The sequence below is a fragment of the Pseudomonas sp. NBRC 100443 genome, from assembly GCF_030268185.1.
GTDB lineage: Bacteria > Pseudomonadota > Gammaproteobacteria > Pseudomonadales > Pseudomonadaceae > Pseudomonas > Pseudomonas citronellolis.
In genome coordinates this window covers 268557-286289 of the sequence record NZ_BSQE01000006.1, presented here as the reverse complement: position 1 = coordinate 286289, position 17733 = coordinate 268557, and the positions used below count along the sequence as shown (strand labels likewise).

Annotated in this window: 13 protein-coding genes and 2 pseudogenes; 11 read left to right on the top strand and 4 right to left on the bottom strand. The window is 68.2% G+C overall.

Annotation, left to right across the window (positions count from 1 at the left end):
• Positions 1–165: 165 nt before the first annotated feature.
• The 10 genes from QSJ95_RS10645 (at position 166) to QSJ95_RS10600 (ending at position 14992) form a co-directional block, all read left to right on the top strand.
• Positions 166–558, top strand: coding sequence for a MerR family transcriptional regulator (locus QSJ95_RS10645; protein ID WP_043271816.1), 393 nt, complete (start codon positions 166–168; stop codon positions 556–558).
• Positions 559–601: 43 nt separating this feature from the next.
• Positions 602–1765, top strand: a complete 1164-nt coding sequence (locus QSJ95_RS10640; RefSeq protein ID WP_285642240.1) for an isovaleryl-CoA dehydrogenase — start codon at positions 602–604, stop codon at positions 1763–1765.
• Between the two features lie 99 nt (positions 1766–1864).
• The gene (locus QSJ95_RS10635; RefSeq protein WP_285642238.1) at positions 1865–3472 is read left to right on the top strand and encodes a carboxyl transferase domain-containing protein; all 1608 of its coding nucleotides are present in this window, start codon (positions 1865–1867) and stop codon (positions 3470–3472) included.
• 81 nt (positions 3473–3553) lie between these two features.
• Positions 3554–4351: a gamma-carboxygeranoyl-CoA hydratase gene (locus QSJ95_RS10630; RefSeq protein WP_285642236.1), complete on the top strand. Its 798-nt coding sequence runs from the start codon at positions 3554–3556 to the stop codon at positions 4349–4351.
• An 88-nt stretch (positions 4352–4439) separates the two neighbouring features.
• Positions 4440–6389: an acetyl/propionyl/methylcrotonyl-CoA carboxylase subunit alpha gene (locus tag QSJ95_RS10625; protein ID WP_285642234.1), complete on the top strand. Its 1950-nt coding sequence runs from the start codon at positions 4440–4442 to the stop codon at positions 6387–6389.
• 229 nt (positions 6390–6618) lie between these two features.
• Positions 6619–7521, top strand: coding sequence for a hydroxymethylglutaryl-CoA lyase (locus QSJ95_RS10620; protein ID WP_285642233.1), 903 nt, complete (start codon positions 6619–6621; stop codon positions 7519–7521).
• 486 nt (positions 7522–8007) lie between these two features.
• Positions 8008–9240 (top strand): multidrug efflux RND transporter periplasmic adaptor subunit MexE, encoded by a 1233-nt coding sequence (gene mexE / locus QSJ95_RS10615; protein ID WP_285642231.1) that lies wholly within the window; start codon positions 8008–8010, stop codon positions 9238–9240.
• Positions 9241–9357: 117 nt separating this feature from the next.
• Positions 9358–12543 carry an efflux RND transporter permease subunit gene (locus QSJ95_RS10610; RefSeq protein ID WP_285642229.1) on the top strand — a complete coding sequence of 1062 codons (3186 nt, stop codon included), beginning with the start codon at positions 9358–9360 and terminating at the stop codon, positions 12541–12543.
• Positions 12540–13931 carry an efflux transporter outer membrane subunit gene (locus tag QSJ95_RS10605; RefSeq protein WP_285642227.1) on the top strand — a complete coding sequence of 464 codons (1392 nt, stop codon included), beginning with the start codon at positions 12540–12542 and terminating at the stop codon, positions 13929–13931. Before QSJ95_RS10610 ends, QSJ95_RS10605 begins: the two co-directional genes overlap by 4 nt.
• A 317-nt stretch (positions 13932–14248) precedes the next feature.
• Positions 14249–14992 (top strand): class I SAM-dependent methyltransferase, encoded by a 744-nt coding sequence (locus tag QSJ95_RS10600; protein ID WP_285642225.1) that lies wholly within the window; start codon positions 14249–14251, stop codon positions 14990–14992.
• Between the two features lie 68 nt (positions 14993–15060).
• On the opposite strand, the pseudogene QSJ95_RS10595 reads toward QSJ95_RS10600, so the two are convergent.
• Positions 15061–15213, bottom strand: a pseudogene (locus tag QSJ95_RS10595) (helix-turn-helix domain-containing protein); the annotation flags it as partial.
• Here QSJ95_RS10595 and QSJ95_RS10590 point away from each other — a divergent pair.
• Positions 15209–15565 (top strand): annotated as a pseudogene (locus QSJ95_RS10590) (acetoin dehydrogenase dihydrolipoyllysine-residue acetyltransferase subunit); the annotation flags it as partial. The pseudogenes QSJ95_RS10595 and QSJ95_RS10590 overlap by 5 nt on opposite strands.
• A 292-nt stretch (positions 15566–15857) precedes the next feature.
• Here the strand turns inward: QSJ95_RS10590 and QSJ95_RS10585 are convergent.
• The 3 genes from QSJ95_RS10585 to QSJ95_RS10575 form a co-directional block, all read right to left on the bottom strand.
• Complete coding sequence (locus QSJ95_RS10585) at positions 15858–16202, bottom strand: SH3 domain-containing protein (protein ID WP_043313309.1); 345 nt, start codon at positions 16200–16202, stop codon at positions 15858–15860.
• Positions 16203–16253: 51 nt separating this feature from the next.
• The gene (locus QSJ95_RS10580) at positions 16254–16964 is read right to left on the bottom strand and encodes a 2OG-Fe(II) oxygenase (RefSeq protein WP_285642222.1); all 711 of its coding nucleotides are present in this window, start codon (positions 16962–16964) and stop codon (positions 16254–16256) included.
• Between the two features lie 425 nt (positions 16965–17389).
• Positions 17390–17719, bottom strand: coding sequence for a tryptophan synthase subunit beta (locus QSJ95_RS10575; protein ID WP_074986169.1), 330 nt, complete (start codon positions 17717–17719; stop codon positions 17390–17392).
• Positions 17720–17733: the final 14 nt, after the last annotated feature.

Sequence of the window (17733 nt, the reverse complement as noted above, 5' to 3'; positions counted from 1 at the left end):
GGCTGGTCAGGGACTGTCTACACCCGTCCTCCCCTTCAGTAAAGAGGACTCCCGGTTGCCCGGCAACGCACGCAATTAGCGGGCCAGCCGGCCCGCGGCGAAGTGATTGACAGCCCCTCGACGCAGGTTTACGTTAACGTAAAGGTAAACGAACGAGCAAGCCCGATGCCGACCACCTACAGCATTTCCGACCTGGCCCGCGAACTGGACGTCACCACCCGCGCCATCCGCTTCTACGAGGAGCAAGGCATGCTCAGCCCCGAGCGCCGCGGCCAGGAACGCATCTACAGCCCCAAGGACCTGGTGGCGCTGAAGCTGATCCTGCGCGGCAAGCGCATCGGCTTCTCGCTGGCCGAGTGCAAGGAGCTGATCGACCTCTACGACCCCAGCAGCGGCAACCGCAAGCAGCTCGATACCTTCATGGGCAAGATCGCCGCGCGCCGCGCGCAGCTGGAGCAGCAGTTGCTCGACATCGAGCAGATGAAGCTGGAACTGGACACGGCCGAGGAACGCTGCCTGGCGGCCCTGGCCGAGACCGAGAAGAAACAGCGCGCCTGAGCGCGCCCTACCCTTATCCAAGTACAAGAAAGCAGGTGCAACCATGAGCTACCCGTCCCTCAACTTCGGCCTCGGCGAAACCATCGACATGCTCCGCGAGCAGGTGCAGAGCTTCGTCGCCAGCGAACTGGCCCCGCGCGCCGCGCAGATCGACGCCGACAACCTGTTCCCCATGGACATGTGGAAGAAGTTCGGCGACATGGGCCTGCTCGGCATCACCGTCAGCGAGGAATACGGCGGCGCCAACATGGGCTACCTGGCCCACGTCATCGCCATCGAGGAGATCAGCCGCGGCTCGGCCTCGGTCGGCCTGTCCTACGGCGCGCACTCCAACCTGTGCGTCAACCAGATAAAGCGCAACGGCAATGCCGAACAGAAAGCCAAGTACCTGCCCAAGCTGATCAGCGGCGAGCACGTCGGCGCGCTGGCCATGAGCGAGCCCAATGCCGGCTCCGACGTGGTCTCCATGAAGCTGCGCGCCGACAAGCGCGGCGACCGCTTCGTGCTCAACGGCAGCAAGACCTGGATCACCAACGGCCCGGACGCCAACACCTACGTGATCTACGCCAAGACCGAGCCGGAAAAGGGCCCCCACGGCATCACCGCATTCATCGTCGAGCGCGACTGGAAGGGCTTCAGCCGCGGCAACAAGTTCGACAAGCTGGGCATGCGCGGCTCGAACACCTGCGAGCTGTTCTTCGATGACGTGGAAGTGCCGGAAGAGAACGTGCTGGGCGCGGTCAACGGCGGCGTGAAGGTGCTGATGAGCGGCCTGGACTACGAGCGCGTGGTACTTGCCGGCGGCCCGATCGGCATCATGCAGGCGTGCATGGACGTGATCGTCCCCTACATCCACGACCGCAAGCAGTTCGGCCAGAGCATAGGCGAGTTCCAGCTGATCCAGGGCAAGGTCGCCGACATGTACACCCAGCTCAACGCCAGCCGCGCCTACCTGTACGCGGTGGCCCAGGCCTGCGACCGCGGCGAGACCACCCGCAAGGACGCCGCCGGGGTGATCCTCTACACCGCCGAACGCGCGACGCAGATGGCCCTGGACGCCATCCAGATCCTCGGCGGCAACGGCTACATCAACGAATTCCCCACCGGCCGCCTGCTGCGCGACGCCAAGCTCTACGAGATCGGCGCCGGCACCAGCGAGATCCGTCGGATGTTGATTGGGCGCGAGCTCTTTAACGAAACCAAATAAGCCTGAAGCTGAAAGCTGAAAGCTGAAAGCTGAAAGCCGGAAGCGAAGAGCCCTTGCTTCCAGCTTCAAGCTTCCGGCTTCCAGCTCGCGGAGCCTCCAATGACCATCCTTAGCACCCAGATCAACCCGCGCTCCCCCGAATACGCCGCCAACGCCGCGACCATGCTGGAGAGCGTCCAGGACCTGCGCGCCCTGCTCGGCCGCGTCCATGAAGGCGGCGGCGCCGCCGCCCAGGCCAAGCACAGCGCGCGCGGCAAGCTGCTGGTGCGCGAGCGCATCAACCGCCTGCTCGACGCCGGCTCGCCGTTCCTCGAAGTCTCCGCCCTCGCCGCCCACGAGGTGTACGGCGAGGACGTGGCCGCCGCCGGCGTGGTCGCCGGCATCGGCCGCGTGGAAGGCGTGGAATGCATGATCGTCGGCAACGACGCCACGGTGAAGGGCGGCAGCTACTACCCACTGACCGTGAAGAAGCACCTGCGCGCCCAGGCCATCGCCCAGCAGAACCGCCTGCCGTGCATCTACCTGGTGGACTCCGGCGGCGCCAACCTGCCGCGCCAGGACGAGGTGTTCCCCGACCGCGAGCACTTCGGGCGGATCTTCTTCAACCAGGCCAACATGAGCGCCCAGGGCATCCCGCAGATCGCCGTGGTGATGGGCTCGTGCACCGCCGGCGGCGCCTACGTGCCGGCGATGAGCGACGAGACCATCATGGTCCGCGAGCAGGCCACCATCTTCCTCGCCGGCCCGCCGCTGGTGAAGGCCGCCACCGGCGAGGTGGTCAGCGCCGAGGACCTGGGCGGCGCCGACGTGCACTGCAAGACCAGCGGCGTGGCCGACCACTACGCCGAGGACGACGCCCACGCCCTGGCCATCGCCCGCCGCTGCATCGCCAACCTCAACTGGACCAAGCAGGGCAAGCTCAACACCCTGCCCCCGCGCGCGCCGCTGTACCCGGCCGAGGAGCTGTACGGCGTCATTCCGGTGGACAGCAAGCAGCCCTTCGACGTGCGCGAGATCATCGCCCGCCTGGTCGACGGCAGCGAGTTCGACGAGTTCAAGGCGCTGTTCGGCACCACCCTGGTGTGCGGCTTCGCCCACCTGCACGGCTACCCCATCGCCATCCTGGCGAACAACGGCATCCTCTTCGCCGAGGCCGCGCAGAAAGGCGCGCACTTCATCGAACTGGCCTGCCAGCGCGGCATCCCGCTGCTGTTCCTGCAGAACATCACCGGCTTCATGGTCGGCCAGAAGTACGAGGCCGGCGGCATCGCCAAGCACGGCGCCAAGCTGGTCACCGCGGTGGCCTGCGCCCAGGTGCCGAAGTTCACCGTGATCATCGGCGGCAGCTTCGGCGCCGGCAACTACGGCATGTGCGGCCGCGCCTACGACCCGCGTTTCCTGTGGATGTGGCCCAACGCGCGGATCGGCGTGATGGGCGGCGAGCAGGCCGCGGGCGTCTTGGCCCAGGTCAAGCGCGAGCAGGCCGAGCGCGCCGGCAATACGCTGAGCGCCGAGGAGGAAGCGAAGATCAAGGCGCCGATCCTCGCCCAGTACGAGCGCCAGGGGCACCCCTACTACTCCAGCGCGCGGCTGTGGGACGACGGCGTGATCGACCCGGCGCAGACCCGCGAAGTGCTCGCCCTGGCCCTGTCCGCCTCGCTCAACGCGCCTATCGAGCCGACCCGCTTCGGCGTATTCAGGATGTAAGAAAGCTGGAAGCTTGAAGCCGGAAGTCGCGCGGCTTTCGCTTCCAGCTTCCAGCTTTCGGCCTCCAGCCAGGAAACGACCATGCCTACTTACGAAAACATCCAGCTAGAGAAAGACGACCGCGGCGTCGCCACCCTGTGGCTGAACCGCCCGGACAAGAACAACGCCTTCAACGCCCAGACCATCGCCGAGCTGATCCGGGCGCTGGACCAGGTGGCCGACGACGCCGAGGTGCGCCTGCTGGTGCTGCGCGGCCGCGGCAGGCACTTCTGCGGCGGCGCCGACCTGGCCTGGATGCAGGAGGCGGTGAAGCTCGACTACCAGGGCAACCTCGCCGACGCCCAGCAACTGGCCGAGCTGCTGAACAACCTGCACCTGCTGAAGATACCGACCCTGGCCGTGGTCCAGGGCGCGGCCTTCGGCGGTGGCGTGGGCCTGGTGGCCTGCTGCGACATGGCCCTGGGCAGCGAGCAGGCGCAGTTCTGCCTGTCGGAAGTGCGTATCGGGCTGATCCCGGCGACCATCGGGCCCTTCGTGACCAAGGCCATCGGCCAGCGCGCAGCCACCCGCTACGCCCTCACCGCCGAGCGCTTCGACGGCGCCCGCGCCCGCGAACTGGGCCTGCTGGACGAGTGCTACGCCGCCGAGGAGCTGGAGGAGAAGGTCGAGGCCTGGGTCGCCAACCTGCTGAACAACAGTCCGGCCGCGCTGGTGGCCTGCAAGGCGCTGTTCCAGGAGATCGGCAGCGGAGAATTGAGCCCCAACCTGCGCCGCTACACCGAGGCCGCCATCGCCCGCATCCGCATCAGCCCCGAAGGCCAGGAAGGGCTGCACGCCTTCCTCGAGAAACGCAAACCGAAATGGCAGAAGAGCAGCTAGAAGCTTGAAGCCGGAAGCTTGAAGCGGGAGTGCTCTCCAGCTTCCAGCTTATAGCTTCCGGCTTCCAGCTCTTCAACGGAGCAAAACAATGATTACAACGCTACTGGTGGCCAACCGCGGCGAGATCGCCTGCCGGGTGATGCGCACCGCCAAGGCCCTGGGCCTGACCACCGTCGCCGTGCACAGCGCCACCGACCGCCACGCCCGCCATGTCGAGGAAGCGGACATCGCCATCGACCTGGGCGGCGCCAAGCCGGCCGAATCCTACCTGCGCGCCGACGCCGTGCTGGCCGCGGCCAAGGCCGCCGGCGCCCAGGCCATCCACCCCGGCTACGGCTTCCTCTCGGAGAATGCCGGCTTCGCCCGCGCCTGCGAAGAGGCCGGGCTGGTGTTCCTCGGTCCGCCGGCCAGCGCCATCGATGCCATGGGCAGCAAGTCCGCGGCCAAGGCGCTGATGGAAGACGCCGGCGTGCCGCTGGTGCCCGGCTACCACGGCGAGGCCCAGGACTACGCCACCTTCCAGGGCGAAGCCGCGCGCATCGGCTACCCGGTGCTGCTCAAGGCCGCCGCCGGCGGTGGCGGCAAGGGCATGAAGGTGGTGGAGCGCGAAAGCGAACTGGCCGAGGCCCTGGAATCCGCCCAGCGCGAGGCCCAGTCCGGCTTCGGCGACTCGCGCATGCTGGTGGAGAAATACCTGACCAAGCCGCGCCACGTGGAGATCCAGGTGTTCGCCGACCAGCACGGCAACTGCCTGTACCTCAACGAGCGCGACTGCTCGATCCAGCGCCGCCACCAGAAGGTGGTCGAGGAAGCTCCCGCCCCCGGCCTCTCGGTGGAGCTGCGTCGCGGCATGGGCGAGGCCGCCGTGCGCGCCGCCCAGGCCATCGGCTACGTCGGCGCCGGCACCGTGGAGTTCCTCTACGACGAAGGCAGCGGCCAGTTCTTCTTCATGGAAATGAACACCCGCCTGCAGGTGGAACACCCGGTCACCGAGGCCATCACCGGCCTCGACCTGGTGGCCTGGCAGATTCGCGTGGCCCGTGGCGAGCCGCTGCCGATCAGCCAGGAGCAGGTGCCGCTGAACGGCCACGCCATCGAAGTGCGCCTCTACGCCGAGGACCCGGAAGGCGGCTTCCTGCCCGCCAGCGGCCACCTGGCGCTGTACCGCGAACCGCCGGCCGGCCCCGGCCGCCGGGTGGACAGCGGCATCCGCGAGGGCGACGACATCTCGCCGTTCTACGACCCCATGCTGGCCAAGCTGATCGCCTGGGGCGAGAACCGCGAGGAAGCCCGCCAGCGCCTGCTGGCGATGCTTGGCGAAACCGCCGTGGGCGGCTTCAAGACCAACCTGGCGTTCCTGCGCCGCGTGCTGGCCCACCCGGCCTTCGCCGCCGCCGAACTGGACACCGGCTTCATCGCCCGCCACCAGGAACAACTGCTGCCGGCGCCCGGCGAACTGCCGCCGCAATTCTGGCAACTGGCCGGCGAGGCCTGGGCGCAAAGCGAAGCCGAGCGCGTGCGCAACGACGACGCCCACTCCCCGTGGAGCGCCCGCGACGGCTGGCGCAGCGGCCTGCCGGGGGAAACCGACCTGCACCTGCTGGCCAAGGGCGAATCCCAGGTGGTGCGCCTGCGCCATGCCGATGGCGTGCGCGGCGCGACGCTCAAGGGCGAATGGCTGGAAGTGGACCTCGACGGCCTGCGCCGCCGCCATCTGGCCCTGCGCCAGGGCGACAGCCTGTACCTGGAATGGCAGGGCGAGCTGGTGCAGGTGCGCCGCTACGACGCCATCGCCGAAGCCGAGGCCGCCCACGCCCACCACGGCGGCCTGGGCGCGCCGATGAACGGCAGCATCGTGCGCATCCTGGTCCAGCCCGGGCAAAGCGTGGAAGCCGGCGCCGCCCTGGTGGTGCTGGAAGCCATGAAGATGGAACACAGCATTCGCGCGCCGCACGCCGGCGTGGTGAAATCGCTGTATTGCAGCGAAGGCGAACTGGTGGCCGAGGGTACGGCGCTGGTGGAGTTGGAAGAAGCCTGACCCTTGCGTAGGGCGTATAACGCTCCGCGTTATACGCCGTTTGGCCTTGGCTTCCGGCGCGATGCGGATTTGGTCACGGAGCACCTGTTTCGGAGCGCTCCAGGCTCGACCGGGAAGCCGGGCATGAGATCGGTGAAGCGGCGGATAACCGCGAACGGTTATTCGCCCTACGCTCCGCCCGCCACCGCTGCGCAGGACAGTTCCCCACAGAACACAACGAGGACCCAGCATGCCCCTGCCCCAACACGTCCGCCTGGTCGAAGTCGGCCCGCGCGACGGCCTGCAGAACGAGAAACAGCCCATCAGCGTCGCCGACAAGGTGCGCCTGGTGGACGACCTGAGCGCCGCCGGCCTGGCCTACGTCGAGGTCGGCAGCTTCGTCTCGCCCAAGTGGGTGCCGCAGATGGCCGGCTCCGCCGAAGTCTTCGCCGGCATCCGGCAGAAGCCCGGCGTCACCTACGCCGCCCTGGCGCCCAACCTCAAGGGCTTCGAGGCCGCGCTGGAGGCCGGGGTGAAGGAAGTGGCGGTGTTCGCCGCCGCCTCCGAGGCCTTCTCGCAGAAGAACATCAACTGCTCGATCAAGGAGAGCCTGGAACGCTTCGTGCCGGTGATGGACGCCGCCCGCGAGCACGGCATCCGCGTGCGCGGCTACGTGTCCTGCGTGCTCGGTTGCCCCTACCAGGGCGAGGTGGACGTGCAGCAGGTGGCCGCCGTGGCCGCCGAGCTGGACGCCATGGGCTGCTACGAAGTGTCCCTGGGCGACACCATCGGCGTCGGCACCGCCGGCGCCACCCGCGCCATGTTCGAAACGGTCGGCGCCCGCGTGCCGCGCGAACGCCTGGCCGGGCACTTCCACGACACCTACGGCCAGGCCCTGGCGAACATCTACGCAAGCCTCTTGGAAGGCATCGCCGTGTTCGACAGCTCGGTCGCCGGCCTCGGCGGCTGCCCCTACGCCAAGGGCGCCACCGGCAACGTGGCCACCGAGGACGTGCTCTACCTGCTAAACGGCCTGGGCATCCACACCGGCATCGACCTCGACGCCCTGATCGCCGCCGGCCAGCGCATCTGCCAGGTGCTCGGCAAGGAAAACGGCTCCCGCGTGGCCCGCGCCCGCCTGGCCAAGGCCTGATCCCGCGCCGCTATTGCTCGGTCATGGCGATGGGTATCGCTTCGCTCAACCCATCCTACGATGGCGTCTCTCCTGTAGCCTGGGGCGCATAACGCCTCCGGCATATCAGGATGACTCCGGCTTCGCCGCCCGCGCCGGACGGCCCCCTCTCCCTCTGGGAGAGGGCTGGGGTGAGGGTTGCGGACTTCGCCGACACTCCGCTGCCAACCCTGCACTCCGCTCCCCCTCCCTAACCCTCCCCCGCAAGCGGGAGAGGGGACCGTTCGGTGTGAAGCGGAACCTGGAAGCTCCCTGAATCCATATACGCAAACGGCCCGCCACAAGACCCACCACCCGGTAGCAGAAAATCCCCCATCGATTGATACGGATAATGCAACAGGGTTTATCACTGGCCGTGATAATAAGAATGCTCCCGTTCGATTAGCGACTTAGACGCCTGGAACGCAGACTCCGCCCATTACAGAAAAAAATGCCGGAGTCTTCCCCATGGAGCGTTCACCCAATTCCTTGCGTATCCCCCTCGCACTGGCCGCCGTCCTGGTGCTCAGCGCCTGCGGCAAGACCCAGGAAGCCGCGCAGAACATGCCCGCGCCCAAGGTCAGCGTCGCCGAGGTCATCGAACAGCCGGTCAACGAGTGGGACGAGTTCACCGGCCGCCTGGAGGCACCGGAGTCCGTCGAGCTGCGCCCGCGCGTCTCCGGCTACATCGACAAGGTGACCTTCCGCGAAGGCGCCCTGGTGAAGAAAGGCGACCTGCTGTTCCAGATCGACCCGCGCCCGTTCCAGGCCGAGGTCCATCGCCTTGAGGCCCAGCTGGCGCAGGCCCGCGCCAACCAGACGCGCACCGCCAACGAAGCCGCCCGCGGCGACCGCCTGCGCGCCACCAACGCCATCTCCGCCGAGCTGGCCGACGCCCGCAGCGCCGCTGCCACCGAGGCCCGCGCCCAGGTCGCGGCGACCCAGGCCGAGCTGGACAACGCGCGCCTGAACCTGTCGTTCACCCAGATCACCGCGCCCATCGACGGCCGCGTCTCGCGCGCCGAAGTCACCTCCGGCAACCTGGTCAACTCCGGGCAGAGCCTGCTCACCACCCTGGTCTCCACCGACAAGGTCTATGCCTACTTCGACGCCGACGAGCGCGTCTACCTGAAGTACGTGGCCATGGCCCGCGCCGGCGGCCCGGACGCCCGCGGCAGCACCCCGGTGTACCTCGGCCTGACCGGCGAGGACGGCTTCCCGCACCTGGGCCGCCTGGACTTCCTCGACAACCAGGTCAACCCCAAGACCGGCACCATCCGCGGCCGCGCGGTGTTCGACAACAAGGACGGCCTCTACACCCCCGGCCTCTACGCGCGCATCAAGCTGGTCGGCTCCGGCACCTACGACGCCGCGCTGATCAAGGACGAAGCGGTCGGCACGGACCTGGGCAAGAAGTTCGTGCTGGTGGTCGGCGCCGACAGGAAGGTGGCCTACCGCGCCATCGAACTGGGGCCGAAGCTGGAGGGCCTGCGCATCGTCCGCAGCGGCCTGGCCAAGGGCGACCGCATCGTGGTCAACGGCCTGCAGCGCGTGCGCCCCGGCGCCGAGGTGGATGCCCAGGGCGTGCCCATGGCCAGCCCGGACACCCTCGCCGCCCTCGCCCGCTCGCGCCAGGCGGTGGAAGACAGCGAGCCGCCGAAGGTCGCCGAGCAGTCGCCGGGCAAGCCCAGCCGCATCTGACGACGACCCGCCCCTGAGCGGGGCACATCGACAACGCAGTACCCGGCCCTGGCCCCACCCAGGGCCGTGGGTGACCTTTTGCCCAGGGTTTAGCGCCCCGCGCGCCAGGAACGAACCATGAACTTCTCGCAATTCTTCGTGCAGCGGCCGATCTTCGCCGCCGTGCTCTCGCTGATCATCCTGATCGGCGGGGCCATCTCGCTGTTCCAGTTGCCGATCAGCGAATACCCCGAAGTGGTGCCGCCCACCGTGGTGGTGCGCGCCACCTTCCCCGGCGCCAACCCCAAGGTGATCGGCGAGACCGTCGCAGCTCCCCTGGAGCAGGCCATCACCGGCGTCGAGAACATGCTCTACATGTCCTCGCAGTCCACCGCCGACGGCAAGATGACGCTGACCATCACCTTCGCCCTGGGCACCGACCTGGACAACGCCCAGGTGCAGGTGCAGAACCGCGTGACGCGCACCGAGCCGAAGCTGCCCGAGGAGGTCACCCACATCGGCATCACCGTCGACAAGGCCTCGCCCGACCTGACCATGGTCGTGCACCTGACCTCGCCGGACAACCGCTACGACATGCTCTACCTGTCCAACTACGCCATCCTCAACATCAAGGACGAACTGGCGCGCCTGGACGGCGTGGGCGACGTGCAGTTGTTCGGCATGGGCGACTACTCGCTGCGCGTGTGGCTCGACCCGAACAAGGTGGCCTCGCGCAACCTGACCGCCACCGACGTGGTCAACGCCATCCGCGAGCAGAACCGCCAGGTCGCCGCCGGTGCCCTGGGCGCGCCGCCCGCGCCCAGCGCCACCAGCTTCCAGCTGTCGATCAACACCCAGGGCCGCCTGGTCAGCGAGGAGGAGTTCGAGAACATCATCATCCGCAGCGGCCCGGACGGCGAGATCACCCGCCTGAAGGACATCGCGCGCATCGAACTGGGCTCCAGCCAGTACGCCCTGCGCTCGCTGCTGGACAACCAGCCGGCGGTGGCCATCCCGATCTTCCAGCGCCCCGGCTCCAACGCCATCGCCATCTCCAACGAGGTGCGCGCGAAGATGGCCGAGCTGAAGAAGGAGTTCCCCCAGGGCGTGGACTACTCCATCGTCTATGACCCGACCATCTTCGTCCGCGGCTCCATCGAAGCGGTGGTGCACACCCTGTTCGAAGCGCTGATCCTGGTGGTGCTGGTGGTGGTGCTGTTCCTGCAGACCTGGCGCGCCTCGATCATCCCGCTGGCCGCCGTGCCGGTGTCGCTGATCGGCACCTTCGCGGTGATGCACGCCTTCGGCTTCTCGCTCAACGCGCTGTCGCTGTTCGGCCTGGTGCTGGCCATCGGCATCGTGGTGGACGACGCCATCGTGGTGGTGGAGAACGTCGAACGGAACATCGGCCTCGGGCTGACGCCCATCGAGGCGACCAAGCGCGCCATGAAGGAAGTGACCGGGCCGATCATCGCCACCGCCCTGGTGCTGTGCGCCGTATTCGTGCCGACCGCGTTCATCTCCGGCCTCACCGGGCAGTTCTACCGGCAGTTCGCGCTGACCATCGCGATCTCCACGGTGATCTCCGCGTTCAACTCGCTGACCCTGTCCCCGGCCCTGGCCGCCGTGCTGCTCAAGGGCCACCACGAGCCCAAGGACCGCTTCTCGCTGATCCTCGACAAGCTGCTGGGCAGCTGGCTGTTCCGCCCGTTCAACCGCTTCTTCGACCGCGCCAGCCATGGCTACGTTGGCACCGTCACCCGCGTGCTGCGCGGCAGCTCCATCGCCCTGTTCATCTACGCCGGGCTGATCGCCCTCACCTACCTGGGCTTCTCCAGCACCCCGACCGGCTTCGTGCCGCAACAGGACAAGCAGTACCTGGTGGCCTTCGCCCAGCTGCCCGACGCGGCGACCCTCGACCGCACCGAGGCGGTGATCAAGCGCATGTCGGAAATCGCCGGCAAGCACCCGGGCATCGAGCACACCGTGTCCTTCCCGGGCCTGTCGATCAACGGCTTCACCAACAGCCCCAACAGCGGCATCGTCTTCACCCCGCTGAAGGACTTCGACCAGCGCAAGGGCCCGGGCATGTCCGCCGGCGAGATCGCCGCCGAGCTGAACAAGCAGTTCGCCGACATCCAGGACGCCTACATCGCCATCTTCCCGCCGCCGCCGGTACAGGGGCTGGGGACCATCGGCGGCTTCCGCGTGCAGGTCGAGGACCGCGGCAGCCTGGGCTACGAGGAGCTCTACACGCAGACCCAGAACATCCTCGCCAAGGCCCGCGCGCTGCCCGAGCTGAACCCCATGTCGGTGTTCACCAGCTACCAGGTGAACGTGCCGCAGGTGGACGCCGCCATCGACCGCGAGAAGGCCAAGACCCACGGCGTGGCCATCAGCGACATCTTCGACACCCTGCAGGTGTACCTGGGCTCGCTGTACGCCAACGACTTCAACCGCTTCGGCCGCACCTACCAGGTCAACGTCCAGGCCGACCAGAACTTCCGCCTGGACCCGGAACAGATCGGCCAGCTGAAGGTGCGCAACAACCTCGGTGAAATGGTCCCCCTGGCCACCTTCATCAAGATCAGCGACACCTCCGGCCCCGACCGGGTGATGCACTACAACGGCTTCATCACCGCCGAGATCAACGGCGCCGCGGCGCCCGGCTACAGCTCCGGCCAGGCCGAGGCGGCGATGGAAAAACTGCTCAGGCAGGAACTGCCCAACGGCATGACCTACGAGTGGACCGACCTGACCTACCAGCAGATCCTCGCCGGCAACACCGCGGCCTTCGTCTTCCCGCTGTGCGTGCTCCTGGCCTTCCTGGTGCTCGCCGCGCTGTACGAGAGCTGGGGCCTGCCGCTGGCGGTGATCCTGATCGTGCCGATGACCCTGCTGTCGGCCATTGGCGGCGTGATCGTCGCCGGCGGCGACAACAACATCTTCACCCAGATCGGCCTGATCGTACTGGTGGGCCTGGCGTGCAAGAACGCCATCCTCATCGTCGAGTTCGCCAAGGACAAGCAGGAAGAAGGCATGGACCGCGTCAGCGCCGTGCTGGAAGCCTGCCGCCTGCGCCTGCGGCCGATCCTGATGACCTCCATCGCCTTCATCATGGGCGTGGTGCCGCTGGTGCTGTCCACCGGCGCCGGCGCCGAGATGCGCCACGCGATGGGCGTCGCGGTGTTCTCCGGGATGCTCGGGGTGACCTTCTTCGGCCTGTTGCTGACGCCGGTGTTCTACGTCCTCATCCGCCGCTTCATGGAAGCCCGCGAAGCGAAGAAACAAGCCCGCCTGACCCACGAGGCCAGCCACGCATGAACCTGAAACACTTCGCCCCGGCGCTGCTGGCCCTGAGCCTCAGCGCCTGTATGGTCGGCCCCGACTACAGGCAGCCGGACACCGCGCCGGCCAAGCTCGAAACCGGCGCGGCAGCCTTCGACCGCAGCCGCTTCGAAGACGCCTGGTGGAAACAGTTCGACGACCCGGTGCTGAGCCAGTTGGTCGACCAGGCCCTGCAGGAAAACCGCGAGCTGCGCGTGGCCTACGACCGCGTGCTGGCCTCGCGGGCGATCCGCGACGACGTCTCCAACGACCGCTTCCCCACCGTGACCAGCCGCGCCTCCTCGCAGGTCGGCAAGGGCCAGGTGCCGGGGCAGACCGAGGACCGCGTCAACCAGGAACGCTACGACCTGGGCCTGGACATGATCTGGGAAGTCGACCTGTTCGGCCGCGTGCGCCGCGAACTGGAATCGGCCGACGCCCAGAGCCAGGCGGCCCAGGCCGACCTGCAGCAGCTGCAGGTCAGCCTGGTCGCCGAGCTGGCCGACGCCTACGGGCAACTGCGCGGCGCGCAGTTGAGGGAAGGCATCGCCCGCGACAACCTGAAGAACCAGCGCGAGTCCCGCGACCTGACCATTCAGCTGCGCGACAACGGCGTGGGCAACGAACTGGACGTGCAGCGCGCCGAAGCGCGCCTGGCCGCCACCGAAGCCACCCTGCCGCAACTGCAGGCCGAGGAAGTGCGCCAGCGCAACCGCATCGCCACCCTCCTCGGCCAGCGCCCGGACCAGCTCAGCGTGGACCTCTCGCCCAGGCAGTTGCCGGCCATCGCCAAGGCCCTGCCGATCGGCGACCCGGGCGACCTGCTGCGCCGCCGCGCCGACGTCGCCGCCGCCGAACGCCGCCTGGCCGCGGCCACGGCGGACGTCGGCGTAGCCACCGCCGACCTGTTCCCGCGGGTGAGCCTCGGTGGCTTCCTCGGCTACACCGCCGGGCGCGGCTCGCAGATAGGCTCAGGCGCGGCCCGCGCCTGGGGCGTGGCGCCGACCATCAGCTGGGCCGCCTTCGACCTGGGCAGCGTGCGCGCCCGCCTGCGCGCCTCCAGGGCCGACGCCGACGCCGCGCTCGCCAGCTACGAGCAGCAGGTGCTGCTGGCCCTGGAAGAGTCCTCCAACGCCTTCAGCGACTACGGCAAGCGCCAGCAGCGCATGCTGGTGCTGGTGCGCCAGTCCGAGGCCAGCCGCAAGGCCGCCGAACTGGCCGGCGTGCAATACCGCGAAGGCACCCTGGACTTCCTCGACCTGCTGGACGCCGAGCGCGAACAACTGGCCGCCGAAGACGCCCAGGCCCTGGCCGAGGTCGACGTGTACCGCGGCATAGTCGCCATCTACAAGGCCCTCGGCGGCGGCTGGCAACCCCAGGCCTGACAGGTTCCTCCCTGGCCACTCTCCGGCCACTTGGCCCCGCGACGCACGCTGCTGATCGCGGGGCTTTTTTATGCCCGCTGCGCCGAAGCGCTTTTCGTAGGATGGGTTGAGCTTGCGAAACCCATGTGGCCGTGGCGATGGGTATCGCTTCGCTCAACCCATCCTACGACAGCATATCTCCTGCACCTGTAGGAGCGAGCTTGCTCGCGAACGGAGTTTCCCGGTTGTGCCGGAGCATCGGGCTGACTCCGCCCCTTGAGCCCCTCCCACACCCACCGGCAAGATAGTCCCCCGCCCGCAGCCCCCGGAGCTCCCCCATGACCGACACCCGCCAGCTGTTCAGCCAGCAGGCCGACGCCTACCGCGCCGGTCGCCCGACCTACGACCCGGCGTTCTTCGCCTGGCTGGCGCAGGTGGCGCCCTCCACCGCCCTGGCCTGGGATTGCGGCTGCGGCTCCGGCCAGGCCAGCCTCGACCTGGCCCGGCACTTCCAGCAGGTGGTGGCCACCGACATCAACGCCAAGCAGCTGGAACAGGCCCCCCGCGAGGCCAACGTCGACTACCGCTGCGAACCGGCGGAAAGCACCTCGCTGCAGCCGGCCAGCGTCGACCTCACCCTGGTGGCCCAGGCCCTGCACTGGTTCGATGTCGAGCGCTTCTACGCCGAGGTGCGCCGCGTGTCGCGCCCCGGCGCGCTGCTGGCGGTGGTCTCCTACAACCTGCTGAACATCGACGAGCGCCTGGACGCGCTGATCCGCCACCTCTACCACGACCTGGTCGGCCCCTACTGGGCGCCGGAACGCAAGCATGTGGAGACCGGCTACGAAACCATCCCCTTCCCCTTCGAGCGCGTGGAGACGCCACCCTTCGCCCTGGAGGCGCAGTGGAGTTTCCAGCGCCTGGTCGACTACCTGTATAGCTGGTCGGCGGTGGCCAGCTACCGCCAGGCCACCGGCCAGGACCCGGTCGAGGCGCTGCGCGGGGAGTTGCAGGCGGCCTGGGGCGAGGTGGAAACGCGCCAGGTGAGCTGGCCGCTGACCATCAGGCTGGGCAGGGTATAAGGCGCAGGCTTCCCGTAGGGGGAGCCTGCCGGGCCATGGTTTCCGCCGTGCGAAGAGCAGGCGGGTTCGCGTTTCGCCCGCGGCATCTCGATGCCGTGCTGCTTCACCCAGCGGTACAGCGTCGCCCGCGAGATGCCCAGGGCCTGGGCCGCGGGGCCCGGCTGCCAGCGGTGGCGCACCAGGGCGTCGAGCAGGGCCTGGCGCTTGGGGCTGGCCAATGCCCTCAAGCCGCAGTTGGTACAGCTGTTCTCCGACGCCGCGCTGGTGAACCGGCAGATGCTGGAAGACATGCTCAAGTACAAGCGCCTGGAAGGCGTGGACACGGCGCTGCGTCAGCTCGCCGGCAAGCTGTTCGCCGATGGCCGCCAGCAGGTGGACCTGCGCGGCGTGCTGGAAGCTGGCGAGCACCCGGCGCTGGTGATCCGGGGCGAGGCCGACGCCATCATCCCGGCCAGCCACGCCCAGGGCCTGAGCGCCGAAGTCCACGTGCTGCCGGAACAGGCGCACATGCTGCAGATGGAGGCGGCGGAAGCGGTGAATGCGCTGCTGATGGATTTCCTCGGGCGTCACTGAAAACAGGAGCCTCTGACCTTGGGCCGCGGATGGCGGCCCGGCCCTGGCGCCAGGCTGGGGCTTTTTTTTGGAGGGCCCAGGTGGGGGTTTGGGTGTTTGCTGCGGGTCCGCAACCCTCACCCCAGCCCTCTCCCAGAGGGAGAGGGGGCCGTATGGCCTGAAGCGATATTCCAAATCTCCCTGGTCGTTTTATCCGCGTCTGAAACCTCAATGAGGCACGGCTCCAGCATCGGCACGGACAGTCCCCTCTCCCTTCAGGGAGAGGGTTAGGGAGAGGGGCTCTTGAGCAGCGTCAACCCAACGCCCGCAGACACGCCAAAGGCACCCACCCCGAATCCCCTTCCCGGCAACACCAGACCCATCCCCCAAGAATCCTGCCACCAACCACTCTCTCCCCAACCCCCACCTCCATCTCCCGCGCCGTATAGTCCTCCAGCGCCCGCCCAACGCCCTCGCCCACCCGTTCGAAGACCTGAGCCGGCACCCAGCCTTCCCGCCCAGCCGCCGCGCAGAAGTACCAATCGTCCCAACCCTCAGGCCCCTCGTAGCGCTCACCCACCTTCAGCAACGCGCCCCTGGCAAAAGTGATCGGCTCCGGATACTCGCTACGGTGGGCCACCACGACCTCGTAATGCATTGCACGCTCCTTCGTCTGCTGTACGGCAGGCGATGGTACGCAGGGCAGCCCTCAAAGCGCATCGTGAAAGATGACACCCAATGTAAACCGCTCCCCCCACAACAACCGGCTGACCCCATGGCGCATGCTCACCCGATAGTCCCCACGCGCGCGCCGCACCGGCCGCTGCGAAACGGCGAACACCACGGCATCACCCTGGCACAACGGCACCACCTCCACCCGCGACTGCATGCGCGGGCGTTGTTCGGTGAGGACGAACTCGCCGCCGCCGAACTCCTCGCCCGGCTGCGACAGCAGGATGGCGACCTGCAGCGGGAAGGCCAGTTCGCCGTACAGGTCCTGGTGCAGGCAGTTGTAGTCGCCCTCGCCATAGCGCAACAGCAACGGCGTGGGGCGCAGTTGGCCGGCGGCGTGGCAACGTTCGAGGAATTCGGCGTGCTGCGGCGGGTATGCCGGCGCCAGGCCCAGGCGGCGTTGCCAGGCGTTGGCGATGTTCGCCAGGGGCGGATAGAAGGCCTCGCGCAGCGTCTGCAGCGGCGCCGGCAAGGGATAGGCGAAGTAGCGGTACTCGCCCAGGCCGAAGCCGTGGCGGGCCATGACCACCCGGCTGCGGAAGGGTTCGTCGCGGGCGTAGAGGGCGCGCAGCCACTGGCATTGACGCCGGTCGAGCAGCCCGGGGACCAGGGCGTGGCCGCCGGCGTCCAGGCGCGCGGCCAGCGCTGGCCAGTCCAGGGCGGCAATGCGCTCGGCGAGTGGGATCATGGGCGGGCTCCGCGGGGCGATGCCGCCAGTCTAGGCGAGCGGCCAGCCGCCCTGCGCCCCGATGCCGACTTTCAAACCCCCGGGGGGTTCGCGAGCAAGCTCGCTCCTGCAGGGAGCGGTGCCTGGCTCAGCGACGTAGGATGGCGTTGAGCGCAGCGATACCCATCACCATGGCCCGATGGGTTTCGCAGGCTCAACCCATCCTACGAAGAGCGCCTCGGCGCGCGGGGCAAGACAGTCGCTCCTGCAGGGGCATGGGCGCAGGTGGGGGCGGCGTAGGAGCGGATCTCATCCGCGATCCGCGCCGGAACGTCCGGCCATCGCGGACAAGGTCCGCTCCTACCCTACGGACGGGCACGGGCTCTCGCAGGATGGTGTTGAGCGCAGCGATACCCATCCTGCGAAAAGCGCCTCGGTGCGGCCGCTCAGTCGTCGTCGCCGGGGTGGTCCGCCAGGCCTTCCAGCTCGGCGCGCGCCACGGCGCGTTCATCAAGTTTGCGGCGGGCCGCCTCGGGCAGGTCGGTGTAGCGGATCACCCCGCGCTCGACCAGCACGTTGACCACGTCTTCCAGCACACGAATCACTTCCAGGTCGGACTGGCGCAGCAGGTCCAGCCGGCTGCGCACCTCGGTGCGCGCATCCAGCCATTGCCGGAGTTCATCGCTCTGGTAGGCCAGCGTGCCGTTCATGCCTTCGAAGGGCTGGCTTTCCACTCTCAACAGATTTCCTTGCCCATCGCGTTGTACGTAAACCATGCGGATCGACCTAA